Source organism: Bacillus siamensis KCTC 13613 (assembly GCF_000262045.1).
GTDB classification, from domain to species: Bacteria; Bacillota; Bacilli; order Bacillales; family Bacillaceae; genus Bacillus; species Bacillus siamensis.
Genome location: NZ_AJVF01000015.1, coordinates 88,071 through 112,951, shown reverse-complemented (window position 1 = coordinate 112,951; position 24,881 = coordinate 88,071). Strand labels below are relative to the sequence as shown.

The window sequence follows — 24,881 nt, the reverse complement described above, 5'->3', positions numbered from 1 at the left end:
TTGAATTAGGAGGGTTAAGACAAAAAGCTTTAGATTTTACCTTCAGCAGAGCTAGTAAGCTTAGTTGAAAACCTATAATTGTCGGTTTCAGCAGATGCGGTAGTGATAATGCTCAGAGAAAGAATGGTCACCGTGGTACAAACGATAAACTTAAACAACTTTCTCAAATTAAACACTCCTTTCTTGGGCTGCTGCAATGATTTCACCATCTAAAACAGTACCATTGAGCATATCAAGATTCGAGAGTCCTGGGAACTTTCTTGTTACTTTATTGTTGTGACCAGTATAAAGCTGGAAGGTTCAGTGTGAGCTTGAGGAGTTGAATTGCTTAGAGAAAGCATTTTATGAAGAGGGGTTTTAATTCAATGAAGCAGACATTAAGCCTGCTTTATTGAACATTTTACCTTTTATATATGCATTAAGTTCTCAGCGATTGTCCGCCCTTAAGATTTTAAATTCTGGGTACGATCAGACTTATTAGGAAAAATACATTCTAACAAAAGAAAAAATAAAGTTAATCCTAATGATAGTTTAAAATTGTCGATATTCCCAATTGAACATAAGATACCCACTATATAAATAAATAAAAACCTAAACAACGAGGCGAATATAAACTTGAAAAAGTTATCTCCAATGAGGTGCCTTCCGACAGCTACAAAAATATTATCAAAAGTAAAAGAATAAACAACCATACACACACTCATAATAACTATATGATTAAATCCTATTTCTAATTCAAAGAAGCTTACAAGCACATTTGCTGATCCTGTTGTAAATAAGATTATCACCATTATGACTAAAGTAGGAATTAGTGATAAAACCAAAGCTCCTATTACTGTAGATAATAAAAATTTTTCATTTGTGTTTTTTTCTGCAGCTTCTTTCTTTTCTCCTCTGTACATAAAAATAAAAAAGACGATGAGAGATAAAAGATAAATTGATAACGTCATAAAAAGCAGATTCATGGTGATCTCTCCTTACCTAATTAAAACAAAAGAGTGAAGGTTGTAAGCCTCACTCTCTTGTTTTTAATGTATAGTTATACCAAAAAGAACACAACAACCTTCGCAATTAACTGAGCATCAGCTAATGGAATTCCGGCTTTCACTAATGCCACAGTAACAGCTGTTTCTCCGAAATTTGTAAGTTCATCTATAACGTCCGCCGCTTTGTGCCCCCACTTAGAACAAGCATCACCAGCTTTTTGAGCCCACTTATAAGGGATCTTTTTAATAAGGTTTCCTAAAGCGGGGCCACCAACCCTAAGTGCTTTTACTAATATTTGTTTAGCGAAAGGAATGCCCTGTGTATGTACTTCAGAATTTGAAGCTAAAGGAGCCTGTCCGCTATTTTGAACTACAGGTGCTTTTTTACTTTCTGCTGCACTTGCATAGCCAGGAGAAACAACTGATAAAGCCAGCACAGCTAATGTGAACACCATGATAAATGAAATAAGTTTTTTCTTCACTTCTTCATCATCCTTAAATAACCATTAGTTTAATATATTTACAATATATTAAATATTTGTAATAAGGTCAATATATTCCTTGAGAATTTTCAGTTATAAAAGAAGGAACAAAAATTTTAAAAACATACTTTTGTTATTATACGAGACACAACTTTTTTTAAAAAGAACCGAAAGTCTCATTGGGAATGCCCATTTTATGCCCTGGAGAAGATTCATTAAAACTGTAGTTTTAACAAAAAAGAAGTTAAATAGTAAGTGGTTTGCTTTGTGATTTTGGGGCAGGAGTAAATGCCAAAGAGCTCAATCAAAGTAGGACTGATACTGAAAGCAACTACCACCAACCAATCAATGTACTTAAGACCGCCTCAAATATTAAGAATCCAAGTTTTTCAACAACTGCAGATGATTGGCAAGATGCCGGAACTACATACGGCGATACCAAGTTTGACAAGTATTCGACTGCTGCAGTCGTTCAAACATTAGGATTTGCATTAAATTTGCCAACAGGGGGATGGTCTTCTTATTTAGCTGGACTAGCTAACATGATTATTCTAGGTGAATATAAAATTGTTTACTTTAAGGATAAGCAGGAATTTAAGATGGCAGGAGCAACTCTAATGACAAAGCACCATGTAACGATTTATGAAGATAAGGATCGAAAGAAAAAAATCGGAAGTGACAGCTTTATCATCACAGACAAAGGCGGCCCAAAAGTTGCTGAAATGTAAAGGATAAAAAATAGTCCTCCCTTAGGTGGGAGGATTATTATATGCTGTTTATTATGCTGTAAACTAATGCTACAACAAACAATGGATATGAAATAATGGCAATTAATTTTGAGGATTTACTCTTATTTTTTTCAAATGTGTATATGAGTGCAAATCCTAAAAAGAATATTGTGACAAGCCAAGAGGAATAGGCCGGGAACAATACAATAAGTAAGATAATAAGAGTGGATAACGCGAAAGAAGAGTTTAGCGTTATTTTTTGATTGTTTCCCAAATGAACCACCTCCTTACACATATTTCTCCATATAAAAACACTTAAACATTATACTTACGGGTGCTTGATTAAATAATTTACATTTTAAGTAAAGAGCAAGATGAAGCAATCTGGTATTTCAAGAACAAGCTGAACATATCCTTAATAAATTTTGAACTGCTTAGAGATAAACACGAAGAAATATCATATTGAACAGAAATAATGTCTTCAAATCTGACCTCATTCTTCATTTGCTTATCTTTTGTTGACGATTGTGTTAAAGCTGGTGAGAGTTCAATGGATACTAGTGAAGAAGTAGCATTTATTGGCGTTGGTTCTATATATGAAGCATTCCTGCCACAACGTTTATTTGTGGATTGTTGACTCAGATGATGAGAAGGCACATTTATATATTCCAAGGCTGAATGATAATTGGAGAGTAATTGAAAAAGACCATAGGAAAGCGGATGCCAATAACACATTTTTGAATTACTGAGTACCGTGAACAAAGCTGCTTTCCCATACGGTACTGAACGCTGGATAAAGAAAAAAGTAAACCATACATATTATTTGAACAAGCTTTGCGAGGCTTTGATAAAGAAAGAACAGTCAAGAGACGAACCATTACATACATATAATACTCCTGTGAAAGCGGGGGTGTAGCTTTGGAACCTTACCAACGTTATGAGGAATTAAAGAAGAAAACAATAAAGGTTGTCCATAAAGATAATTACGGTATCCGCTATATAAATCAGGATGAAGCAAGTAATGATTTAGATGAATTTTATAAACAATTTGCTCAGCATTTATTGGAGGCTGCTTTGGAAAGGAGTGCAGAGTAAGCTTCTTTTTTTGATTTGTTTGTAGTCAGTATCCTAATAAACGGCTTTATCGGTACTGATATTAATCACATGCGCCACCTCTTGCAGCAAAGCGGCTTCTGCGACATTTTGTCCGCCGATAAGGTTGGTTTGAATGGCTTCAAACGGATGATCCTCACAAGTCGGAACCTGCTTCAGCGCAGCGGCGTGAAAGACAATATCAACACCTTTCATCACTTGGTTTACTCTTCTGTAGTCACGTACATCGCCGAGCACAAATGACAGTCTTTGTTCATCCGCGTATTTTTGTTTCATCACATATTGTTTGCTGTCATCTTTGCTGAATACAATGACTTCTTTAGGCGTTAAGAGCAAAAGGCGTTTAACAATTTGGCTTCCGATTGACCCTGTCCCGCCGGTGACGAGAACAGTTTTATCGTGAAAAAATGGTTTTAGCTCTACTGCTTGCTGTTTAGGCATGGCTTATCCTCCAACTCTCGTTTCTCTACCATGCATCATATGTTGAACAATTTCAGCGAGTTAATGAAAGCAACCAATAATTCAAAAATTAGAGAAAATCATTAATCTGATGCGCTTTCATTTCGCTTGAGCCAATTAATAGAAAAAGAATTACTAACAAATCATTGTACTAAATATTCACTTGTAATTCTGCTCCCGTCTTTTTTTCTTCTCTCAACACGAATTTTCACTTTCTTACAATTTTCACAAAAACTTAACACTGATGATTCTGTATGTATTTTACAATTGAAGTGCAGGTTTAAAAAAGGAGGAAGTAAAATGAATCATTCAAAAACACTTTTGTTAACCGCGGCAGCCGGACTGATGCTCACATGCGGTGCCGTTTCTTCTGAGGCCAAGCATAAGCTGTCTGATCCTTATCATTTTACCGTCAATGCGGCGGCGGAAACGGAACCTGTTGATACAGCCGGTGATGCGGCGGACGATCCTGCGATTTGGCTGGACCCCAAAACTCCTCAGAACAGCAAATTGATTACGACCAATAAAAAATCAGGCTTAGTCGTTTACAGTCTCGATGGTAAGATGCTTCATTCCTATAATACCGGGAAACTGAACAATGTCGATATCCGCTATGATTTTCCGTTTAACGGAAAAAAAGTCGATATTGCGGCAGCATCCAACCGGTCTGAAGGGAAAAATACAGTTGAGATCTACGCCATTGACGGAAAGAACGGCACATTGCAAAGCATTACAGATCCAAAAAATCCAATTGCATCAGCAATTGATGAAGTATACGGTTTCAGCTTGTACCATAGTCAAAAAACGGGAAAATATTACGCGATGGTGACAGGGAAAGAGGGCGAATTTGAGCAATATGAATTAAAGGCGGGCAAAAATGGATACATATCCGGCAAGAAGGTACGGGCATTTAAAATGAATTCTCAGACGGAAGGGATGGCAGCAGACGATGAATACGGCAGTCTTTATATCGCGGAAGAAGATGAAGCCATTTGGAAGTTCAGCGCCGAACCGGACGGCGGCAGTAACGGAACGGTTATCGACCGAGCCGACGGCAGGCATTTAACGCCTGACATTGAAGGATTGACGATTTACTACGCTGCTGACGGTAAAGGCTATCTGCTGGCATCAAGTCAGGGAAACAGCAGCTATGCCATTTATGACAGACAAGGACAGAACAAATATGAGGCGGATTTTCGCATTACAGACGGGCCTGAAACAGACGGCACAAGCGATACGGACGGAATTGACGTTCTGGGCTTCGGGCTGGGGGCAAAATATCCGTTCGGTCTTTTTGTCGCACAGGATGGGGAAAATATAGATCACGGCCAAAAGGAAAATCAAAATTTTAAAATAGTGCCATGGGAAAGAATTGCTGATAAAATCGGCTTCCGCCCGCAGGTCAATAAGCAGGTTGACCCGCGAAAACTGACCGACAGAAGCGGAAAATAAACATACAAAAAGCAGCTTGGATAAGCTGCTTTTTCATGTGAAGAGCGTTTCATGAGAAAGTATCGGAGCGAATAGCCGTAAGCACGGCCGGAAGCTGGTCATACGTGTAAGCCGGCACTGTCTCTTGATAATTAAGTGCCGCAATTCGTTCACGTTCAGTTGGGTTTGTCATATAAAATAGGATCTTATCCGCAAAATCCGCAAGCCCGCTGTAAGAAACAAAGGATGAAAAAGGGGGCGCGGGAGATAGATCTGTCAGCTGAAATGTCTGACAGGCCGCAATGTCAAAGCTTCTCGTATTTAAACTGATATTTTGGATGCCGCGTCCATTCTGATTGAGCGCAAACCGGTAAGAACGGTGCGGGTTTAAGACCACGTCTGCGCTGTTGTAATACAATGCGGCATGTTCAGGTTCAATCCATTCATCCATTATGAGCACATTTTTCTGTCTGGCGATTGTTTTAGGCAGATGTCTGCGCCATCCCTTCCCGATGATACGAAGCGTATACGGAAGCTTCGCCGCTGCTTTCACGAGTTCAACGCGATTCGGATACGGATATCCGATCAGAAGCAGATTGGTGTGAAGAGAAGCGTCAGGCGCTTGTTTCGTAAAAATCCGCTGATTAACGGGAATCGGGACATAATATACGTGCTGTAAGCCCATTTGCCGATAAGCATCAAGAGCGTTTTGTTCTATGGTCAAAACGGCATCGGCGAGCGGGGCGATTTTCGCGCTCACATCAAAATAAAAAGGGTCCTCCGTCAGCCATAGATAGACGGGAATCTGCTCTGTTCTCAGCCATTGAAGCCATTCTGACGGAATACGGTCGCCCGCCATCATCAGACTGATGTCAGGTTTGAATGCCCGTATGCTGCTGATTGTATCTTCCTGAAGCTCAGAAACAGAAAAAAAGCGGACGGAAGACTGTAAAAAAACTTCCTCGATCCAGCGGTCAAAATACGTGTAAATGCCTTTATATCCTGAACGGATATATAGAACGTTCATCTGCTGTTACGAAGTGAAGGTGACACTTTCGACTTTGTCAACGTCAAGCAATGTTGTAGCAGAGCCTGCCGGTGTAACGGAATTTTCCTGCGTAACATAAACAATTCCGTGAACTTCGTCAAAGAAAACAAATTGAACCGGACCGATCATGTCTCCTGAATCCATCACAATGCTGATAACAGTGCCGGGCTGAACTCTCGCAAAAATCCATCTCGCTGCTAATGAAATGCCGCTTCCTAAAACAGATTGAGCGCTGAGACTGTCTTGCGCAGCTGCTTCATCCACTTTTGCATCAATTGCCGATTCTAATAAATCTTTTATATTGTTTTCCACGTTATCTCCTCCATCTGTGCCGCTAGATAAAGCGCTGTTGTCAAATATAGGGTTCAAAAGAGTTTTCAATAGCTTCTTTTTGAGCTCTAAACGATCCTCACTCATGGGATCATACACCTCCTTTAACTATTTCAACCTCACGTTTATTCATATTCCTGATTGGTGTGATTGGTATAAGTCGAATGCCGTTTTGCCGTATTTTTTTCATATTTAATAAAACCGTTGAATTTAGAATCAGGCTTTATCTGCCTATGCGGATTGCAAGAGTGCGACATACGTTGTATAGATGAAAAAAAGAAGGAGAGGAATTAATTTGGATTCGCAAGAAACTGTAAAACACGGGGGTTTTGATGAGGAATTTCATCTTTTACTGCTGCTTCTTCTTTTGGTATCGCGTCAGCCGTCAGGAGATCAATCAGATTTGCGGCGTCAGCTTGTGATGGCAAAAGAGCTTGGAGTTCCTGTTTCACGTGTCAATCTGGTTAACGGCAGCACATTGCAGAACGTGATTGTCAAAGAAGTGCTGTCAGATTTGGCCGTTTTTCAAAATCCTCTCAATAATACGAGATCAAATGTCGCGATTTCAAGCATCGTCAGCTGGGGTGCTTTTTAATACCAGATATCAGGCTCTGTCATTTTCGGAGCCGTTTTTTATGTGTTCAGAAGGGGTGATGGGATGGAAAAGAAGATCTCGATTATCTTAACGAGTTACAACAAACCGGATCTCGTGAAACAGGCGATTGAAAGTGTGTTGCAACAGACCTACAGCAATTGGGAGCTGTTTGTAATGGATGATCATTCAAATGAAGAAACCTCGGCGGCCATCAGTACGTATATAAAAGATCACCGCATATACTATTACAACAGTTTTATCAATCCGGCTGAACGGCTGAAATCGACCCGGTATGCCGTTTTGATTAATGATGCGCTTTCACGGGTTAAAGGTGAATACGTCACTTATCTGACGGATGACACCGTATATCATCCGGATAGACTCAGCCGCATGGCGGAAACGCTTAATCAATGCACCGAATTTGATGCCGTCTATTCCAGTCAGAAGGTGGTGCATGTAAACGAGCGCGGAACAGAGCAATTCCACTTTTATCGTTTTGCTGATGACGTGCTTGACCAGGCTGCTTTTCTCGTTGATCACTGTTCAGTGATGCACAGGAAGTCATTGCTTCGGCGTGTGAAGGAGAAGTACGGCAGTTTTTGGGACGAAGATGTCATGCATTGGAATCACGGAGACTCTGTTTTTTGGAGCAGGCTCAACACATTTACATCATTTCTGCCGATAAAAGAAGTGTTGGATACGACCTATAAAACACCCCACTCATTCCAGAACACGTATCAATCGCTTCCGTCAGAGCTGGTTGACGGGTCTTTTGTAAAGGGGACGGATCAGAAAGTATATCAGCTTGACCGGAATAAAAGAAAGCTTGTCAATGAGCGCTGGCGACCGTTATATGAAGGAAGAGCCGTCGTCATTCCGGATCCTTTTTTATTTCAATACGAGGAAGAGAACGCTGCCGGTATTCCGAATTTTCAGCTCGTCACGGATCAGTGTCATATCTATTTTGTAGAAGACGGGACGAAAAGGCTGATTGATCTTAATGCCTTTCGCTTTTACCAATTTAAACGACCCGGCATCCTGGCTTTAGAACGGGATGAAATCCAAGCGCTGCCGGACGGTCCGCCGATCAGATGGGAGAGATCGGGCTGTGTTCAGCATCTTCCCGGAAGAATGCTGTTTCGCATTGAACGTGAATTTTATGTTTATTTGAGAGGGATTCTCCATCCGATCAGTCGGGATGTAGTGAAACGCTTTTTTGCGAATCAGAAGGCGGTACCCATTTCCTTTCAGCAAATTAAACAATTACCAATTGGAAAGCCGTTCTATCCGATGTACGATGAAATTATAAGAAATCTCAATATCACAAAAGGATGAGAGATGCAGTTGGATGTGTAAGGAAAAGGAGAGCTTTTATGACCGATCAATTTGCTAAAACCGAGAAACAATATATTGAGCTTACTTCCGGCATGCAGAGGTTCGAGCATTACACTGTGTATAGAGACCCTTTGCTGCCGCAGATTTTTTCACATAACTTTGTTCAGCTGCACCGTACATTTCCGTTAGACGGACTGCTTCCGTTTTTTGCGTCTGTTCCGAACATGCTTCAAACCAATTATATTCATGTGAAAGCGTCACCGGAGCACACATTTCCGCTTCTTCTGAAACAAACATTGGTAAAGCAGGGATACGTAGTGGAGGATGAACTGTTTTTTGCAAGGAAGCTGGAAAATGGGGACCGGCAGGCCGGACATCCTCTCACCGCTTGGGGAACGGAAAAAAGTCTTGCTGACGGGTCATCTATTATGAACATTTATGATGCCCTTTACATTGGCGAGGCGGCGGCCGAACAAAAGCTTGAGCGGAAATATCCTTTGTATAAGGACGGGACGGTTTTGCTTGTCGTGTGCTACAGCGATGCCTCCAGAACGATTCCGATCGGCTGCGGAGAGCTTTTCATCAACAAAGTGGATAAAACCGCCAAAATTGAAGAAGTTGCCATTCTGGATCAATTCCAGCGGAAAGGCTACGGGACGATATTGATGAACGAACTGATGGCTGCGGCGAAGCTGAACGGCATGGAAACCGTATACCTTGTGGCGTCCGGGATGGACGGTGTAAACCGCTTTTATGAGAAACTCGGCTTCAAAAGATTTCGGCGTGTGCATACAATTTTTCATTATTTTCTTACATAGATGGGCATTCGCATAAAACAATTGGGAGTTGGCCCGCATACAATGCCGTATATCGTAAGAAGAAAGGGTGATTCGTATGTACGGATACGGATATGGGGGATGCGGCAGTTATGGCTTTGGATACGGCGGCTGCGGAGGCGGAACCAGTACATTCGTGCTGATCGTGGTATTGTTTATTTTATTAATCATCGTCGGTGCGGCTTTTATTTGTTAGACTGAAAAAATCCTATAATGCAAATCAGCCTGCAGAGAACATCACTTCCTGCAGGCTTTTTGTTACGTTCATGTTGAAAGTCAGCTTGAAAAACATTTTAATACATATTACTTTTCTGAAGAAGGGGGCGAAAATGTGAAAATAACGATTGAAGAATGACCTGAATCAAGAATTGCTTATTTCCGAAACGTCCGGGAGTATGGCAGAAAGCAAAATAAAGAACTTATGGAGTCTTTTAAAAATTGGGCGCAATGAATGGACTGCTTGATCATTCTGTCATTTTAGGAATTCCGCAAGATCATCCGAATCGTACGCCTAAAGAGAAATGCCGCTATGATGTTTGTGCTGTTATTCATCAAGATCATGTGCCTGAATCGGCTCGGATCGGTACATCTTCCGGAGGCAGATACGCTGTTTTCTTGCTTGATCATACGAAAGAGGCAGTCAGTGGATTTTGGAAAACTGTTTTTTCAGAGATCGAAAAAAATAATCTAATCGTAAGAGAACAGCCCATTATCGAAAGGTACACCTTACAAAAAGTGAATGATCATTTGTGTGAAATATTGGTTCCATACAATAAAGAAGACGGGAATTTTCCGTCTTCTGCTTATGCCGATTCCGATCAAAATTGCGGTGGTGATGAGCTGAGCAGATAAATAGCAGAACTGAGAACGCTCTTCAGGCTGTCGAGACATTCCCGGCAGCCTGTTTTACAGAAAGGTAATTACTGCAAAAAAACTTTCTGAAGGATAAGAATGCCGTTATTCATCTGTTCATACAATGAAGCAAATGGGTTTTCGAGGTGGAAAGATATGGGGAGTTATTTAATCAAACCGGAGCTTGACGGGATCTATCCGACAGTCAGCCATGGAAAAGGATCATATGTGTATGATCTGGAGGGGAACAAGTATCTTGACGGGGCATCGGGAGCGGTCACTTGCAATATCGGCCACGGGACGGAGGATATTATACAAGCTTTAAAAGAGCAGCTTGACTCCGTTTCGTTTGTGTATCGCTCGCAATTCACCAGTGCGCCGGCAGAGGAGCTGGCTTTATTTCTGGCTGATCATCTGCCGGGCGGGCTGAATTGGTCATTTTTTGTAAACAGCGGCTCAGAGGCAGTTGAAACAGCGATGAAAATGGCCGTTCAATATTGGCAGGAAAAAGGCCAATACCAAAAATCCGTCTTTTTATCAAGATGGGGCAGTTACCACGGAATTACTTTGGGAGCGCTTTCATTATCGGGGTTTTATGAACGGAGATACCGTTTCACCCAGCTGCTTGAACGGTTTCCTGCCGTTTCAGCGCCGAATATGTACCGTTCAGAGCTGCAGGGAGAGGAATTTGTAAAAGCTGCGGCAGAGGAGCTGGAAACGGCTGTTAAACGGATAGGCGCCTCATTTATCGCCGGTTTTGTCGCAGAACCGATTGTCGGAGCAGCCGGGGCTGCCATCACTCCGCCGGCAGGATACTATGAAGCGCTTGAGGATGTCTGCCGCAGGCACCGTATTTTGTTTATCGCGGATGAAGTCATGACGGGGCTCGGAAGAACAGGACGGATGCTTGCTTCTGAGCATTGGGGGATCGTGCCTGATATCGCGGTGCTCGGAAAAGGGTTAGGCGCCGGTTACGCTCCGATTGCGGCAGCCGTTGCCTCTGATGACATCATTGAAACAATCAAGCGGGGCTCCGGGGCCATTATGAGCGGGCATACGTACAGCGCCAATCCATACTGTGCAAGAGCGGCGCTTGAGGTGCTTCGCTATGTCAAGAAACATGGGCTGCTTCAGCAGGCAGAGGAAAAAGGCACAATACTGAGGCAGAAATTAGAACAAATCAAAGAGCGCAGCGGGGTGATCGGGGATGTCCGCGGTAAAGGCCTTCTGATCGGGGTGGAGTTCGTCAAAGATAAAACGACAAAGGAAGTTTTTCCGAAAAAACAGGCGTTTACAGAAAAAATGATAACAGAAGCAAAAAAACGGGGGCTGCTGATTTACCCTGCAAAGCCCGGCATTGACAGCGGCGAAGGAGACGCCGTCATCATCGCGCCGCCGTTGACGGCTTCCCATGCTGAGCTGGATGAACTGTCAGATCTATTTTCACTAGCTGCAGAAGAAGCAGAAAAAATGATGAAGAGGGATTGAACTGACATGTCTATTTTTCATAAAAAAATCGATATTCATGAAGCAATTGCCGATGTCAAGGACGAATCTGTCATCATGTTCGGCGGTTTCGGGGGAGTGGGTTCTCCTCCGTCATTAATCGAAGCGATTTTAGAAAGCGGCGTTAAAGAGCTGACCGTCATCTGCAACGATGCCGGCTTTCCGGAAATCGGTATCGGCCCGCTTATCGTTCATAAACGGGTGAAACGGCTGATCGCTTCCCATATCGGTTCAAACCCTGTAGCGGGCAGACAAATGACTGACGGAACGCTGGAGGTGGAATTTTCGCCTCAAGGGACGCTTGCCGAACGGATTCGCGCAGGCGGAGCGGGGCTTGGCGGTATTTTAACGGATATCGGGATTGATAACGCAACCGTTTGCGAGAACAAAGAAACCGTAACGATTGACGGAAAGCCCTATTTAGTTGAAAAAGCGCTGACGGCTGATTTTGCTTTTGTGTCGGCACATACTGCTGATGAATTCGGGAATCTGACATATGACAAAACGGCGCGCAACATGAATCCTCTGATGGCGGCTGCGGCTGAAAGAACCTTTGCTGAGGCGGCAGAGATTGTGCAGGCCGGCGAACTTGACAGCGAGCATATTGTAACACCGGGCGTTTTTGTGGAGGGTGTCGTGCAAAGTGAAGGAGTGAAATGGAAATGGGCTTGGGAATAGCGGAAAGAGAGAGTATCGCAAGGCGGGCCGCCAGTGAAATTACCTCAGGCATGATTGTCAACCTGGGGATCGGCATTCCTTCTTTAGTGCCGAACTTTCTGCCGGCCGGCATGGAGGTGATGCTGCAGGCGGAAAACGGCGTTCTTGGGATAGGAGGAAGTCCCGAGCCCGGAGCGGAGGATGAACTCTTATGCAATGCCGCCGGATTTCCCGTCAGCACGGTAAAGGGAGCCTCATATTTTGATTCAGCTCTGTCTTTTGCCATGATCAGAAAAGGGCTGATTGATATTACCATTTTAGGCGCATTACAGGTCAGCCGGACAGGTGATCTCGCCAACTGGCTCGTCCCGGGGAAAAAAGTGCCGGGAATGGGCGGGGCAATGGAGCTTGCCCAAGGTGCGAAAAAAGTGGTTGTCGTCATGAGCCACACCGATCAGAAGGGCAGGCCGAAATTAGTCGAAAGCTGTTCATTGCCGCTTACGGCTTCGCGCTGTGCAGACCTCATTATTACAGAGAAAGCCGTCATCAGCATAGAGGATGGGACTTTTGTTCTTGAGGAACTGCTGAATGGCTCGACGATAGACGATGTCATCCAAACAACGGATGCCGAAATCAGATTGGGAGAATGTTTTCTTAAAAGGGGGCCTGTCCATGGATCCATTAGAAAAGAAAATTACTGAGTGGGCGGAAGAAAATGCGGCAAAAGCGGTAAGTCTGCTGAAACGGCTGATCGGGGAAAAAAGCACGTTCGGACATGAATTTAACGCACAGGCAGTCGTTTTAGAAAAACTGAGACAGTTTGACATGGATATTGATGTGTGGGAACCGAATGTCAAACAATTGAAAGAGCATCCTTATTTTGTATCGGAACGCAAAGACTTTCTTGAAAGCCCGAATATCACAGCTGTAAAGAAAGGAGCCGGCGGCGGAAGATCACTGATACTGAACGGACATATTGATGTTGTCCCGGAAGGAAATCCCGCCGCATGGACGTATGAACCGTTTACCGCTGTTGAAAAGAACGGCAAAATTTACGGCCGCGGTTCAACGGATATGAAAGGCGGCAATACAGCTCTCTTGTTTGCATTAGAAGCGCTTGAAGCCTGCGGGGTTACATTAAAAGGAGATGTTCTGTTTCAAAGTGTCGTAGATGAAGAGTGCGGCGGCGCAGGAACGCTTTCGACGGTTATGAGAGGCTATAAGGCTGACGGGGCGCTTATTCCGGAACCGACTAATTTAAAGCTGTTTGTGAAGCAGCAAGGGTCTATGTGGTTCCGCATTACGGTAAGAGGATTGTCCGCACACGGCGGCACCCGCTATGAAGGGGTGAGCGCGATTGAAAAAAGCCTGCATGTCATCACAGCGCTTAAAGAGCTGGAACACGTCCGCAACGCCCGCATCACTGACCCGCTTTACCGGGATGTTCCGATTCCGGTTCCCATTAATATCGGCACCGTCCAAGGCGGAACGTGGCCATCTTCGGTAGCTGACCGTGTCGTGATAGAAGGCAGGTGCGGGATAGCTCCGGATGAAACGCCTGAAGCCGTAAAAGAAGAGCTCGCAAGCTGGCTCAAAGATTTGGAGTACCGGGATGAGTGGTTTAAACACCATCCGGCGGAAGTTGAATGGTTTGGAGCTCAGTGGCTTCCGAACGATCTCCCGGATGACCATCCGCTGATTTCCGCTTTGGAATCATCTTTTGAGAAAATGAAAGGGGAAAAACCGATACGTGAAGCGTCTCCGTGGGGAACGGACGGGGGGCTTTTGCATCATGCGGGGCAGACGCCGGTCATTGTTTTCGGGCCGGGAGAAGTCAAAGCGGCGCACCAGGCAAATGAATATATTGAAGTCCGGGCGTTAATTGATGCCGTCAAAATCATTTCTCTTTTTATGATGGAATGGTGCGGGGTGGCAGATGGGGGTGGCAAAGCTGATAAAGGAACTGAGGGCTGAAAGCGGATCGGCCGAGATTGATGCAGACCGTTTCAACGGGCGGATCAGGGTCATTCGTTATGACGGACAGCCAGAGGTGCTTATCCCGGCTGTTTTGGCAGAAGCGAAGCAAGAAGGAGCCCAAAAGGTGATTTTCTTTGCCAAGCGCGGCGATGAGCCGGAACTTGTCAAGCATCTCTTTATTCAGGAGGGGGTCATAGACGGATATTACAATGGGAATGAGGCTGCTGTGATGGTGCGTTATTTATCAGAGAAACGGAGACAGTCAGATTCATATGTATCGGAAGATTCGACTGTTGACCGTTTATATGAAACACAACGGCGGAAACTGACCGAGACAGAAAGCAAGCTCATATTCAGAAAAGCGGATGAAGATGATGCAGACCGCTTATCGCACTTATATAAACATGTTTTTCTCACCTATCCGACTCCTGTCTTTAACCCCCTTTATATAAAAAAAACAATGAGAGAAAACACCATCTATTATGCCGCCTTCGATCAGGAACGTCTTATCGGCGCTGCAAGCGCGGCTCTCAATCCCGTATTGGGGCACGCTGAAATGACCGATTGCGCAGTTCTGTCAGATTACAGAGGAAATTCCGTAACGGCACACCTGTTTAAAGCCTTGGAGCAGGAACTTTCGGGCCGGGGAATCATTCATCTTTTTTCCTTGGCCCGTGCAGCTTCTTACGGGATGAATGCCGTTTTGTATCATGCGGGATACGGCTACAGAGGCAGGCTTGTGAACAACTGCCGGATTTCAGAAGGGCTCGAAAATATGAATATATGGTGCAAGACATTACGTTTCAGCCATTCATAAGGAGGAATTCGTTTGACAAATAAGTGGTTTCAGCCGAAGCGTCATTGGAAGGAGATTGAATTATGGAAGGATGTGCCGGAAGAAAAGTGGAATGATTGGCTGTGGCAGCTCACTCATACTGTAAGAACCGTCGATGACCTGAAAAAAGTCATTCATTTGACCGAAGAGGAAGAAGAAGGCGTCAGAATGTCTGTAAAAACGATTCCTCTGAACATTACGCCTTATTATGCTTCCTTAATGGATCCCGATAACCCGAGATGTCCGATCCGCATGCAGTCCGTGCCGCTGTCAGAAGAAATGCACAAAACGAAATATGACCTCGAAGATCCGCTGTTTGAAGATGAAGATTCGCCGGTGCCCGGCCTTACGCACCGCTATCCCGACCGCGTTCTTTTTCTCGTGACAAACCAATGCTCGATGTACTGCCGGTACTGCACCAGAAGGCGCTTTTCCGGGCAGATCGGGATGGGCGTGCCGAAAAAACAGCTTGATGCGGCGATCGCTTATATTCGGGAAACGCCTGAAATACGTGACTGTCTCATTTCCGGCGGTGACGGACTTTTAATTAACGATCAGATTCTCGAATATATTTTGAAAAACCTTCGCGACATTCCTCACCTCGAAATTATCCGGATCGGAACGAGAGCGCCTGTCGTTTTTCCGCAGCGGATAACGGATAACCTTTGTCAGATTCTGAAAAAATATCATCCGGTCTGGCTGAACACTCATTTTAATACGAGCATCGAACTGACGGAAGAATCGGTTGCGGCGTGTGAAAAGCTTGTCAACGCAGGTGTTCCGGTCGGAAACCAGGCCGTTATTTTGGCGGGCATTAACGATTCGGTGCCGATTATGAAAAAGCTCATGCATGATTTAGTGAAAATCCGCGTCCGCCCGTACTATATTTATCAATGTGATTTGTCAGAGGGAATCGGTCATTTCAGAGCGCCCGTGTCAAAAGGTCTGGAAATCATTGAAGGGCTGAGGGGGCATACGACGGGTTTTGCCGTGCCGACTTTTGTCGTCGATGCCCCGGGCGGAGGCGGAAAAATTGCCCTGCAGCCGAACTATTTGCTCTCCCAAAGTCCGGAGAAAGTTGTGATCAGAAACTTTGAAGGGGTGATTACATCTTATCCCGAACCGGAAAACTATATCCCGAATCAAGCCGACGACTATTTTGAATCTGTTTTTCCGGGGACGATGGTCAAACGCGAGCCGGTCGGACTAAGCGCTATTTTCGCGGATAAAGAGGTCTCTTTCACACCGGAAAATGTATCGAGAATCAGCAGGAGGAAAGCGTTTACGTCTAACCCTGATCATGAAACGCTGAAAGACCGGAGGGAAAAGAGAGATGAATTAAAAGAAAAGAAATTTATAGCACAGCAGAAAAAAGAACAAAAAGAAGGCTCGGAAGTCGGAGGTGAATCGCCGTGAAGCCATGCGAGTGGTGCGGCAATCAGAAGGCGTCAGCTTGTCAGTCGGCTGTATACTGGGAGCTTCCTGACGGTACGAGGGCCATAGAAATTACAGACACACCCGCGTTCGCTTGTTCTTCCTGCGGGATGACGTATCAGGAGGAAGCGGTCATAGGCGAAATCGAAAATCAGCTTTTTTTAGTCGACGCCAAAAAATTACCGGAAACACTCACATATCAAGAGCTGATGCAGACAGAACGGATATTGAAACGGAATTATTTTGACTTCTCCTAGTCTTCTTTTGTTGTAATTTCACTTTTGAAATGTATAATAGTACAACAAAAGACAGTCATCAGGAGGGGAAACCCATGAAATCCTTTTACCACTATTTAATGAAATACAGGCATCCTAAGCCGCAGGACGCGATCAGCCGATTTGCGAATCAGGCATATGAAGACCATGGCTTTCCGAAAACGTCAAGCGATTATCATGAGCTCAGTTCGTATTTAGAACTGAGCGCAGATTATTTAGAAACGATGTCGACATTTGATGAGGCTTGGGAAAAATATGAGACCGAAGTGCATCACGCCTGACGAAAAACCGCACATGACATTGTGCGGTTTTTTTGACATGTTGAACAGGTGCAGAAATGGATATTTCCTGTGGTTTTCATGCCCATGCGAAATAATGACGGCCGGCATACGATAGCGTATGACAGTCCGCGGCAAGGGGGAGACAGCATGAAGCCAAATAAACCGAAATTTCAAGTGGGAGATATCGTGGTCGTCGTGATGTACGGAACCGTCGGCACCATTACGAAGGTTCATCAAATTGATAAACATTATCTTTACGAAGTCAACCATAATGAAGTGCTTTATTTTGAATCGTCTATCCAGCTTTATAAAGATTATGAGGGCGTAATTGTTGATATGGAAAAATTGGATATTGAATATGAGTTTCTGATCGGCGACGTCGTATATGTAAAGGACTACGGAAAAGAATTATTCCGTATCATCGGTCACAGAACTGAAATATGGAGATATTTAGAGGATGGCTGGGAGGATATTATTTATGAGCTGACTCGGCTGAAAGACGGAGAGTGGCTTGAAACGGAGGAAGAGGATCTCACGCTGGTTCTGAGAAAATATGAAATGGATCAGTTTGTGCATCAGCTGCTGTTTGTCCACTATGTTGGGGAAGCATCTCATGAGATCGGCGAGGATACCGCCGCGTCTGCTCTTCTTCAGTTTGAAGGCGATGCTGATGATCTTGATACCCTGCATGTGCTGGCGGTATCGATTGTAGATGAGCTCCTTGATATTTATAACGATTATAAGATTCTTTATGATATGTTCGGTGACGAAGAATATAAAGATATGATGAATTTTGTGCTGGAAAGCCTGCGGGAGCATTTCAGCTAGCCGGAAAAAAAACGGACGGTGACATATAAAAACCAGGGCAGACAGCCGGCAAAGATTACAAATGACATTCCTTTCAGCACTTTTTCCAATACGATATCAAATCCATCTCCGTCCAAAAAAGCCATCATTTTCGTCATCATCTTTTCTCCCTCCGGGGGCTTGTTTTTTAAAAAGTATATGAGCGGACAAAGCGTTTAGAACTTTCGGGTATAATTTGAAGGTTTTTTTCATAAAACATAAAAAAGGAGGCGGTGTTTGCATGAAAGAAATAGATCTTGTGATTGACACAGAAGAGATAGCCGATTTTTTTTACAGTCAGCTTGCTATGCGCGGGTACATACCGAGTGAAGAGGAGATCTTTGAAATAGCCGACATCACCTTTGATTATTTATTAGAAAAATGTATGATAGACGAAGAGCTTGATGAAGACTGAAACTGCGGAACCGAAGTGAAAAAAGCTTCGGTTTTTTCAATCGGCTCGGGAGAATGAAAAATGGGGGGAAAACGTTGTACAAGCCAGCAGGTCTTTTCGCATTGTTTATTCTGCTCGCAGCAGCCATCCGGATCGATGCTGTCCGGGTTTTTGACGAGAGGGTGATAGAAGCGGCGGTCAGGATCAGGGCTGCCTGGCTGAATGAATTGATGTTATGGATAACAGAGCTCGGCACGACTGCGGTGCTTTTACCGCTTCTTCTTTTGACGGGAGCGGCCCTGTATATGTACAAAAAAACGCCTGATGTTGTGTTTTTGCCGCTTCTCTTCCTCATTGAACGAATAATAAACATAAAAATAAAAGAATTGATCGAAAGAGCCAGACCTGCATTTGAGCCGCTCGTCCATGAAACCTCATACAGCTTTCCGAGCGGCCACTCCATGAATTCGGCAGTGATGTATCCCGTCATCGCTTACTTTTTAATCAAGCACGTTCCTTTCTTCACGAAAAGAAAGCGGGCCGTCTCCGTCTTTACCGGAGTTCTCGTCATCCTGATCGGGCTCAGCAGAATTTATTTAGGCGCGCATTTTCCGACGGATGTTCTTGCCGGATTCAGTCTCGGACTTTGCCTCGTCTCTCTATTTGCGCTCTTTGACGAAAAGTATCACCCGTTTCGACAAAAATAGAGACAGGAAAAATAAGAAAAAACGCTAATACTATTAAGAAATAAGAGGGAGGGATCTTGATGCTGTTATCGCTGCCCGTGTTTAAAAAAAAGACTTGTGCCTATGATGTGACGATTTTTCAAACACCCCGCTACGGCGAGAAAAAGGGATACAGGGTCGTCTATCGGACAGAGCTGGCCGCTGACAATCATCAAGACGCACTGGAAAGGGCATTTTCTGTTTTTAATGTGCCTGATACGGTTCCAAATGACTATCAAGCCAGATTCATAGCGACCGGAGATGTCATACTCATAGACGAAGGAAGAAAAGGAAAGACCTACTACAGGCTTAACCCTGCGGGATGGAGCAAAATCAACCGTTTGCTCGTCCAGCCGAGGTAAGGCGGGGCCGGCTGAATTTTCAGCCGGCTTCCGTTTTGTTTTAAGGCTTCCGTTTAGCGGCGGAATGCTCTTTTCCATGCGCTTCATCAGCCGCAATCACGTCTGAAACGGGTACGTGATTGTTCTTTTTCTGGCCGGTCACCCGGTTGCGCTGTTTTTTGCCCATTTATGCTCACTCCTTTTCCTTAGGCTGTCATCCCGCATATTCTGCCCAAGATCGCTCTGATCAATGCTGATGATTGTCTCTTACCGTTATTCAGTGTACAATGGGTGGGAGTTTGAATAGGCAGGAGGAAATGGAAATGAGTGTACATATAAACGCAGAAAAAGGTCAGATTGCGGATACAGTGCTTTTGCCGGGAGATCCGCTGAGAGCGAAATTTATTGCGGAAACTTACCTTGAAAATGTGGAATGCTATAATGAAGTCAGAGGAATGTACGGATTTACGGGTACATATAACGGTAAAAAAATATCAGTGCAAGGCACCGGCATGGGTGTTCCGTCTATCTCTATATATGTGAATGAACTGATTCAAAGCTATGATGTTCAAAACCTGATCAGAGTCGGTTCATGCGGAGCCATCCGTAATGACGTGAAGGTGCGCGACGTGATTTTGGCTATGACGTCTTCAACCGATTCACAGATGAACCGAGTCGCTTTCGGAAGTGTGGATTATGCGCCTTGCGCAGATTTCGACCTTCTTCATAAAGCGTACCAGGAAGCGCAAAAAAATAACCTTTCTGTAGCCGTCGGAAGCGTATTCACCGCCGATCAGTTTTACAATGAAGACTCGCAAATTGAAAAGCTTGCGAGATACGGCGTCCTCGGCGTAGAAATGGAAACGACTGCTTTATATACGCTTGCCGCAAAATACGGCAAAAAAGCGCTGTCTATCCTGACTGTAAGCGATCACGTGTTAACGGGAGAAGAGACAACCGCAGAAGAGCGTCAAACGACTTTTCATGATATGATAAAACTGGCGCTGCATACTGTATCGTAAACTTGAGATGAGGGTCATGCTGATAAAAGCAGCCCTCTTCTTTATGCACCGCTCTGATTCGAAAAAAGAAAGGTAAGGGTAAAATGAAGAAATCCACTAAATGGTTCTCGCTTGCTGCTGCTCTCAGCGTAACCGCAATCGTGGGCACCGGCTGCAGCATTTCAGGCGGCGACAGCCATAAGGACACAAAAACAACGGCTCAAACAAAACAATCAGATGACACATCAAGCAAAAAAACAACGAAGACAGAAGACAGCGATTTTGTATTGGAGAGCAAATATTTTAATGACATTAAAGAAGTGAACGGGCTTGAAACCATTCAAAACCCGACAAATACACTTGCGCTCGTGAATAAGACTTACACGCTGCCGGGAGATTATAAACCGAAGGATCTCGTCATCCCGAAAGTTGAATTTTCTTTCACTGAGAAAATTGAGAAACGATATATCCGCAAACCTGCCGCCAATGCTTTGGCGGAATTGTTCAACGCGGGGAAAAAAGAAGGCTATGACCTGGTTGCGGTTTCAGGATACCGCTCTTATGACAGACAAAAAGTGATTTTCGATAATGAAGTCAGTCTGAAAGGTGAAAAGAAAGCGAAAGAAGCCGTCGCATACCCCGGGCAAAGCGAACACCAGACGGGGCTTGCCATGGATATTTCCAGCAAAAGCAACGGATATGAGCTGAATGAAGCGTTCGGAAACACGGCTGACGGCAAATGGGTGAAAGACCATGCGTATGAATACGGCTTTATCATCCGCTATCCTAAAGGCAAAGAAAATGTAACAAAGTATGAGTATGAACCATGGCATTTGCGTTATGTAGGCAAAAAAGCGGCAAAAGCCATCCATGACCATCAGTTAACTCTTGAAGAATATTTTAATGAAGTAAAGAAAGTATAATAAGAAAAAGCCCGCTTTTAAAAAATAAATGTAGCGGGCTTTCTTTATTACCAGAAGAGCAAACCTCCAAGCGCAAATCCGGTAATTAAACCAAGGCCGATACCGTAGGCTGCTCCCCAGCCTCCCCAGCCTCCTCCCCAATAACCGAATCCGTACCCTCTGTGACGGCCGCCGACAGGGGCGATATACACTTTACTTTTTGTCACCCGTACGATTCTTCCGACGTGGACTCTGCCGTTTCGTTCTGTAATTCTTGCTACTTTTCCATGGTGCTGCCGGCAAAGATGATAATAGTTTTGCATCTTTTCTCCTCCTATCCAACCTATCTTTCTATGTCAGCTTATGATAGAGTGCGTAAAAAAGGTTGGACGAAAACAGGAGGACAATCGCCGTTTTACTTGTAAGCGACAAAAGCGCAGTGTCCCATATATTCACCGTACTTCTGCATAAGATCGTAATGAGCCGTCAGCGTATCGTAGTGAACCGGCTGGATAACGGGCGATAAATCCATTTCTGTAGTCGGTTCCTGCGCATTGTTTTCATAGAAAGCGGGAATGAAATCCGCTTTTTGAAAGCCTTGCTGAAGCAGTATCTGCTTCCATGCCGCTTCATCCTGCAATACGGTAAAACCGTAGAAGTCTTTTAACTGCGTGACAGCGTTTTCCGGCAGGGGTTTTTTCAAAGCTGCCTCAATGCCGATCAGCATGCCCCCTGGTTTAAGGACCCGCAGTATTTCAGACAGCGATGAATCAAGCTTTGAAAAGGTGAGAACTGATTCAGAGAGAACGGCAGAAAACTGATTTTCAGTAAACGGAAGCCGCTCAAGCTCCGCCAAATAGCTTTGAATGGTTAAGCCTTCAGCGGCAAATCGCTTTGCTGCCTTTTCAAGCATAAGGGGATCCTTATCAACACAGGTGACGGGATACAGCAGGTGGCTGAGATAAGCGGCCGTCTGTCCCGTTCCGCAGCCGGCGTCAAGGATCGGCTCGCCAGGAGGAGGAGCCGCTTTTGCGAGAACAGCTTTAGAAAAAGCGAGTCCGCCGGGGTGAGCCCCTCCGACTCCGAATAAGGACAGCATTTCTAAATATTTGCTCAAAGTCCGAATCCTCCTTTCTTCCTCAGCATATGTTGGGAGAAAAGCATAGGTTTGGGTAAACGGGAAAGAAGGGCGCCTCACGTTTGAAGTTGACGAATGAGCGTTCGTCTATGATAATAATGTAAGAATAAAAAGGTGGTGTTTTCTTGAAGCGGCAATTTAAACTGTTTTTTATCATATTGATCACTGCGGTCGCAGCCTCGGCGCTTACGCTGTTTATTACGGGCAATACGACCATTTTCGGACAAGGCTCGGCTGCTTTGACGAACAGCAAATTTGAGAAATTCAATAAAGCCTATGAGCAGATTAAAAGTGATTACTATCAAAAAACAGATGACAGCAAATTAGTAGACGGAGCGATAAAAGGCATGATCAGTTCCCTGGATGATCCGTATTCTTCTTATATGGACCCTCAGGAAGGAAAGTCGTTTGAAGAAACAATTTCCGCTTCGTTTGAAGGTATCGGCGCACAAGTGGAAGAAAAGGACGGCAGCATTCTGATCGTATCGCCGATCAAAGGATCTCCTGCGGAAAAAGCGGGGATTAAACCGAATGATCAGATCTTGAAGGTTGACGGCAAAAGCGTCAAAGGCCTGAATGTAAACGAAGCCGTCGCGTTAATCCGCGGAAAAAAAGGGACAAGCGTCAAGCTTGTGCTGCACAGAGCGGGTGTCGGCGATCTGAACCTGTCGATCAAACGTGACACCATTCCGGTTGAAACGGTGTACTCTGAAATGAAAAAAGGAGACATCGGCGAAATCCAAATCACATCTTTCTCCGAATCGACGGCAAAAGAGCTGAATTCAGCCATTGACAAACTCGAAAAACAAGGAGCGAAAGGATACATTCTGGATTTAAGAGGCAACCCGGGCGGCCTGATGGATGAAGCCATCAAAATGAGCAACATGTTTATCGATAAAGGGAAAAATATTATGCAGGTCGAATACAAAGACGGCACGAAAGAGGTCATGAAAGCAACGAAAGAGCGCAAAGTGACAAAACCGACAGTCGTCCTCGTCAATGACGGCACCGCGAGCGCCGCGGAAATCATGTCAGCTGCGCTGCATGAATCATCGGGGATTCCGCTGATCGGAGAGAAAACGTTCGGAAAAGGGACCGTTCAGACGGCAAAAGATTACAGCGACGGTTCAACCGTTAAACTGACAATCGCAAAATGGCTGACAGCGGACGGAGAGTGGATTCATAAAAAAGGCATCAAACCGCAATATCAGGTTAAGCTGCCTGATTATGCGAACCTGCCGTTTTTAGATGCGAAAAAAACGTACAAATACGGGGATTCCGGAACGGACGTCACCAATGCGCAAAAAATGCTGAAAGCGCTGGGATACAGCGTGAATGTAAACGGCACATATGACAAAGCATTTGAACAAGCCGTCAAACAATTTCAGGCAAAAGAGAAACTGAAAGAAACAGGCATTTTAACAGGAGACACAACGGCAAAATTGATGACAGATCTGCAAAAACAGCTTGCAGACAACGATACACAAATGAAAAAAGCCGTTGAAACATTAAATCAGAACATGAAGAAGTAAAAAAACACCCAGTGCGTCTGTCACGCATTGGGTGTTTTCTGTTTGCAATCCTGCTTACGTCGTTTCCTGTTCAAAAAGGTAGCTGTTCGCCTGAATGAAAAACTGCGATTGTTCATAGTGATAGGTGACTTTTGAAAAGTCGAACGGCTGGCCGTTGGTTAAATGAAAAATCGTTTCAACGCAAAGCTTGGGCGCTCCTGTAAACAGTCCTAAGTACTCCGCTTCTTCTTCATTTAACATCCCCGCATACAAATATAGATCCGAAAAACCGCGCTTCAATCCGAGACCTTCCCTAATATAATCAAATATTGATTCTGATACGATCTCTTTATTCAAATACGGAATAATCGATTTGTTATAAAATGACTCCTCGATACATAATGTCTTCCCGTCAATATACCGGATACGTTTGACATAATACACCTCGCCGTCAGACGGCATATTCAGATTTTGCGCAGCCTCAGGTGTGGGCTTTCTCACTTCCAGCGCCAATAATTTGGAGGTGACATTAAAATCTTCAAGCGATTCTTTAAATCCCTGATTAGAAAGCAGGCTGATATACCCTTTTCTTTTATTCCGCCTGACAAAAATGCCGCTTCCTCTGACTTGAAACACAATTCCCTTTTTTTCTAATAGATCCAAGGACTTTGTGATCGTGCTTTTGCTCACGTTAAACTGGGTCATTAAGGTTTGCAGCACAGGAAGTTTATCCCCTTGCTGAAGCTGATGCTCTTCTATGTATTTTTCAATATCCATCGCGATTTGCTGGTATTTTAACATATACATTCCTCATTCATTTATTGTCCCGCTTCTTTCAGAATTATAGCATAATCGTTTTGAAA

The 24,881-nt window shown here is 44.2% G+C and carries 33 protein-coding genes and 4 pseudogenes; 25 read left to right on the top strand and 12 right to left on the bottom strand.

All coding sequences use genetic code 11. The features are described 5' to 3' along the window. Positions 1-186 precede the first annotated feature (186 nt). The 3 genes and pseudogenes from Y79_RS1000000121880 to Y79_RS0104735 all read right to left on the bottom strand — a co-directional run. A pseudogene (locus Y79_RS1000000121880) lies at positions 187-294 on the bottom strand (ATP-dependent DNA ligase); the annotation flags it as partial. A gap of 149 nt (positions 295-443) precedes the next feature. Then, on the bottom strand, positions 444-965 hold the full coding sequence (locus tag Y79_RS0104740; RefSeq protein ID WP_016936661.1) for a hypothetical protein: 522 nt from the start codon (positions 963-965) through the stop codon (positions 444-446). A 74-nt stretch (positions 966-1,039) separates the two neighbouring features. Continuing rightward, the gene (locus Y79_RS0104735; RefSeq protein ID WP_016936660.1) at positions 1,040-1,468 is read right to left on the bottom strand and encodes a hypothetical protein; all 429 of its coding nucleotides are present in this window, start codon (positions 1,466-1,468) and stop codon (positions 1,040-1,042) included. 260 nt (positions 1,469-1,728) lie between these two features. Between Y79_RS0104735 and Y79_RS1000000120340 the strand changes: the two genes are divergently transcribed. After that, on the top strand, positions 1,729-2,196 hold the full coding sequence (locus tag Y79_RS1000000120340; protein WP_016936659.1) for a hypothetical protein: 468 nt from the start codon (positions 1,729-1,731) through the stop codon (positions 2,194-2,196). A gap of 37 nt (positions 2,197-2,233) precedes the next feature. On the opposite strand, the gene Y79_RS1000000121875 is transcribed toward Y79_RS1000000120340, so the two are convergent. After that, the gene (locus tag Y79_RS1000000121875) at positions 2,234-2,470 is read right to left on the bottom strand and encodes a hypothetical protein (RefSeq protein ID WP_016936658.1); all 237 of its coding nucleotides are present in this window, start codon (positions 2,468-2,470) and stop codon (positions 2,234-2,236) included. A gap of 72 nt (positions 2,471-2,542) precedes the next feature. On the opposite strand from Y79_RS1000000121875, the pseudogene Y79_RS1000000121640 reads away from it, so the two are divergent. The 3 genes and pseudogenes from Y79_RS1000000121640 to sprB all read left to right on the top strand — a co-directional run. Next, positions 2,543-2,650 (top strand): annotated as a pseudogene (locus Y79_RS1000000121640) (hypothetical protein); the annotation flags it as partial. 300 nt (positions 2,651-2,950) lie between these two features. Continuing rightward, positions 2,951-3,112 (top strand): annotated as a pseudogene (locus Y79_RS1000000120640) (hypothetical protein); the annotation flags it as partial. A 2-nt stretch (positions 3,113-3,114) separates the two neighbouring features. After that, complete coding sequence (gene sprB / locus Y79_RS1000000121175) at positions 3,115-3,291, top strand: recombination directionality factor SprB (RefSeq protein WP_016936657.1); 177 nt, start codon at positions 3,115-3,117, stop codon at positions 3,289-3,291. 33 nt (positions 3,292-3,324) lie between these two features. Here the strand turns inward: sprB and Y79_RS0104715 are convergent, their stop codons facing one another. Beyond that, positions 3,325-3,750: an SDR family NAD(P)-dependent oxidoreductase gene (locus tag Y79_RS0104715; RefSeq protein ID WP_016936656.1), complete on the bottom strand. Its 426-nt coding sequence runs from the start codon at positions 3,748-3,750 to the stop codon at positions 3,325-3,327. 318 nt (positions 3,751-4,068) lie between these two features. Here Y79_RS0104715 and phyC point away from each other — a divergent pair, with 318 nt between their 5' ends. Next, complete coding sequence (phyC, locus tag Y79_RS0104710; protein WP_016936655.1) at positions 4,069-5,220, top strand: 3-phytase; 1,152 nt, start codon at positions 4,069-4,071, stop codon at positions 5,218-5,220. Between the two features lie 49 nt (positions 5,221-5,269). Here the strand turns inward: phyC and Y79_RS0104705 are convergent, their stop codons facing one another. Both Y79_RS0104705 and Y79_RS0104700 read right to left on the bottom strand, forming a co-directional pair. Continuing rightward, positions 5,270-6,226, bottom strand: a complete 957-nt coding sequence (locus tag Y79_RS0104705; protein WP_016936654.1) for a CgeB family protein — start codon at positions 6,224-6,226, stop codon at positions 5,270-5,272. A 6-nt stretch (positions 6,227-6,232) separates the two neighbouring features. Continuing rightward, positions 6,233-6,664: a hypothetical protein gene (locus Y79_RS0104700; protein ID WP_016936653.1), complete on the bottom strand. Its 432-nt coding sequence runs from the start codon at positions 6,662-6,664 to the stop codon at positions 6,233-6,235. Between the two features lie 208 nt (positions 6,665-6,872). On the opposite strand from Y79_RS0104700, the gene cgeC reads away from it, so the two are divergent. The 14 genes and pseudogenes from cgeC (at position 6,873) to Y79_RS0104630 (ending at position 17,988) form a co-directional block, all read left to right on the top strand. Then, the gene (cgeC, locus tag Y79_RS0104695; protein ID WP_016936652.1) at positions 6,873-7,172 is read left to right on the top strand and encodes a spore maturation protein CgeC; all 300 of its coding nucleotides are present in this window, start codon (positions 6,873-6,875) and stop codon (positions 7,170-7,172) included. A 63-nt stretch (positions 7,173-7,235) separates the two neighbouring features. Further along, complete coding sequence (locus Y79_RS0104690; RefSeq protein ID WP_016936651.1) at positions 7,236-8,507, top strand: glycosyltransferase family 2 protein; 1,272 nt, start codon at positions 7,236-7,238, stop codon at positions 8,505-8,507. A gap of 38 nt (positions 8,508-8,545) precedes the next feature. Beyond that, the gene (locus Y79_RS0104685) at positions 8,546-9,325 is read left to right on the top strand and encodes a GNAT family N-acetyltransferase (protein WP_016936650.1); all 780 of its coding nucleotides are present in this window, start codon (positions 8,546-8,548) and stop codon (positions 9,323-9,325) included. 76 nt (positions 9,326-9,401) lie between these two features. Beyond that, positions 9,402-9,539, top strand: a complete 138-nt coding sequence (locus Y79_RS01000000119960; protein WP_016936649.1) for a YjcZ family sporulation protein — start codon at positions 9,402-9,404, stop codon at positions 9,537-9,539. Between the two features lie 171 nt (positions 9,540-9,710). After that, positions 9,711-10,111: pseudogene (locus tag Y79_RS1000000120335) on the top strand (GyrI-like domain-containing protein); the annotation flags it as partial. Between the two features lie 240 nt (positions 10,112-10,351). Then, positions 10,352-11,683: an aspartate aminotransferase family protein gene (locus Y79_RS0104670; RefSeq protein ID WP_016936647.1), complete on the top strand. Its 1,332-nt coding sequence runs from the start codon at positions 10,352-10,354 to the stop codon at positions 11,681-11,683. A 6-nt stretch (positions 11,684-11,689) separates the two neighbouring features. Next, the gene (locus Y79_RS0104665) at positions 11,690-12,379 is read left to right on the top strand and encodes a CoA transferase subunit A (protein WP_016936646.1); all 690 of its coding nucleotides are present in this window, start codon (positions 11,690-11,692) and stop codon (positions 12,377-12,379) included. Next, positions 12,364-13,059 carry a 3-oxoacid CoA-transferase subunit B gene (locus Y79_RS0104660; RefSeq protein WP_016936645.1) on the top strand — a complete coding sequence of 232 codons (696 nt, stop codon included), beginning with the start codon at positions 12,364-12,366 and terminating at the stop codon, positions 13,057-13,059. The genes Y79_RS0104665 and Y79_RS0104660 overlap by 16 nt, the downstream gene beginning before the upstream one ends. Continuing rightward, a complete protein-coding gene (locus tag Y79_RS0104655; protein WP_016936644.1) occupies positions 13,031-14,332 on the top strand; it encodes a peptidase in 1,302 nt (433 codons plus the stop codon). The genes Y79_RS0104660 and Y79_RS0104655 overlap by 29 nt, the downstream gene beginning before the upstream one ends. Continuing rightward, positions 14,310-15,152, top strand: a complete 843-nt coding sequence (ablB, locus tag Y79_RS0104650; protein ID WP_029575227.1) for a putative beta-lysine N-acetyltransferase — start codon at positions 14,310-14,312, stop codon at positions 15,150-15,152. The genes Y79_RS0104655 and ablB overlap by 23 nt, the downstream gene beginning before the upstream one ends. A 12-nt stretch (positions 15,153-15,164) precedes the next feature. Further along, positions 15,165-16,586: a lysine 2,3-aminomutase gene (gene kamA / locus Y79_RS0104645; RefSeq protein ID WP_016936642.1), complete on the top strand. Its 1,422-nt coding sequence runs from the start codon at positions 15,165-15,167 to the stop codon at positions 16,584-16,586. Next, on the top strand, positions 16,583-16,861 hold the full coding sequence (locus Y79_RS0104640; RefSeq protein WP_016936641.1) for a YokU family protein: 279 nt from the start codon (positions 16,583-16,585) through the stop codon (positions 16,859-16,861). The genes kamA and Y79_RS0104640 overlap by 4 nt, the downstream gene beginning before the upstream one ends. A gap of 74 nt (positions 16,862-16,935) precedes the next feature. Next, positions 16,936-17,160, top strand: a complete 225-nt coding sequence (locus Y79_RS0104635; protein ID WP_016936640.1) for a YozE family protein — start codon at positions 16,936-16,938, stop codon at positions 17,158-17,160. Between the two features lie 147 nt (positions 17,161-17,307). After that, positions 17,308-17,988, top strand: a complete 681-nt coding sequence (locus tag Y79_RS0104630; RefSeq protein ID WP_016936639.1) for a hypothetical protein — start codon at positions 17,308-17,310, stop codon at positions 17,986-17,988. On the opposite strand, the gene Y79_RS1000000121375 is transcribed toward Y79_RS0104630, so the two are convergent. Continuing rightward, positions 17,985-18,128: a hypothetical protein gene (locus Y79_RS1000000121375; protein WP_016936638.1), complete on the bottom strand. Its 144-nt coding sequence runs from the start codon at positions 18,126-18,128 to the stop codon at positions 17,985-17,987. The two genes, Y79_RS0104630 and Y79_RS1000000121375, sit on opposite strands and share 4 nt — an antisense overlap. A 119-nt stretch (positions 18,129-18,247) precedes the next feature. On the opposite strand from Y79_RS1000000121375, the gene Y79_RS1000000120635 reads away from it, so the two are divergent. From Y79_RS1000000120635 to Y79_RS0104610, 3 genes are all read left to right on the top strand, one after another. Beyond that, entirely contained in the window at positions 18,248-18,421 is a 174-nt protein-coding gene (locus Y79_RS1000000120635; protein WP_013352563.1) for a YozD family protein, read from the top strand. Between the two features lie 74 nt (positions 18,422-18,495). Continuing rightward, the gene (locus Y79_RS0104615; RefSeq protein WP_016936637.1) at positions 18,496-19,107 is read left to right on the top strand and encodes a phosphatase PAP2 family protein; all 612 of its coding nucleotides are present in this window, start codon (positions 18,496-18,498) and stop codon (positions 19,105-19,107) included. 59 nt (positions 19,108-19,166) lie between these two features. Beyond that, the gene (locus Y79_RS0104610; protein WP_003153700.1) at positions 19,167-19,487 is read left to right on the top strand and encodes a YodL domain-containing protein; all 321 of its coding nucleotides are present in this window, start codon (positions 19,167-19,169) and stop codon (positions 19,485-19,487) included. Between the two features lie 40 nt (positions 19,488-19,527). Here Y79_RS0104610 and Y79_RS1000000121170 read toward each other — a convergent pair whose 3' ends face one another. Further along, positions 19,528-19,653, bottom strand: a complete 126-nt coding sequence (locus tag Y79_RS1000000121170; RefSeq protein WP_003153701.1) for a hypothetical protein — start codon at positions 19,651-19,653, stop codon at positions 19,528-19,530. A 136-nt stretch (positions 19,654-19,789) separates the two neighbouring features. On the opposite strand from Y79_RS1000000121170, the gene deoD reads away from it, so the two are divergent. Beyond that, positions 19,790-20,488 (top strand): purine-nucleoside phosphorylase, encoded by a 699-nt coding sequence (gene deoD / locus Y79_RS0104600; RefSeq protein ID WP_016936636.1) that lies wholly within the window; start codon positions 19,790-19,792, stop codon positions 20,486-20,488. An 83-nt stretch (positions 20,489-20,571) separates the two neighbouring features. Then, positions 20,572-21,390, top strand: coding sequence for a M15 family metallopeptidase (locus Y79_RS0104595; protein WP_016936635.1), 819 nt, complete (start codon positions 20,572-20,574; stop codon positions 21,388-21,390). Positions 21,391-21,437: 47 nt separating this feature from the next. Here the strand turns inward: Y79_RS0104595 and Y79_RS0104590 are convergent, their stop codons facing one another. Next, complete coding sequence (locus Y79_RS0104590) at positions 21,438-21,692, bottom strand: hypothetical protein (RefSeq protein WP_016936634.1); 255 nt, start codon at positions 21,690-21,692, stop codon at positions 21,438-21,440. A 92-nt stretch (positions 21,693-21,784) separates the two neighbouring features. Next, positions 21,785-22,486 carry a class I SAM-dependent methyltransferase gene (locus Y79_RS0104585; RefSeq protein ID WP_016936633.1) on the bottom strand — a complete coding sequence of 234 codons (702 nt, stop codon included), beginning with the start codon at positions 22,484-22,486 and terminating at the stop codon, positions 21,785-21,787. A 146-nt stretch (positions 22,487-22,632) separates the two neighbouring features. Here Y79_RS0104585 and ctpA point away from each other — a divergent pair, with 146 nt between their 5' ends. After that, a complete protein-coding gene (gene ctpA / locus Y79_RS0104580) occupies positions 22,633-24,039 on the top strand; it encodes a carboxy-terminal processing protease CtpA (RefSeq protein ID WP_016936632.1) in 1,407 nt (468 codons plus the stop codon). A gap of 54 nt (positions 24,040-24,093) precedes the next feature. Here ctpA and Y79_RS0104575 read toward each other — a convergent pair whose 3' ends face one another. Continuing rightward, a complete protein-coding gene (locus Y79_RS0104575) occupies positions 24,094-24,819 on the bottom strand; it encodes a GntR family transcriptional regulator (RefSeq protein ID WP_016936631.1) in 726 nt (241 codons plus the stop codon). Positions 24,820-24,881: the final 62 nt, after the last annotated feature.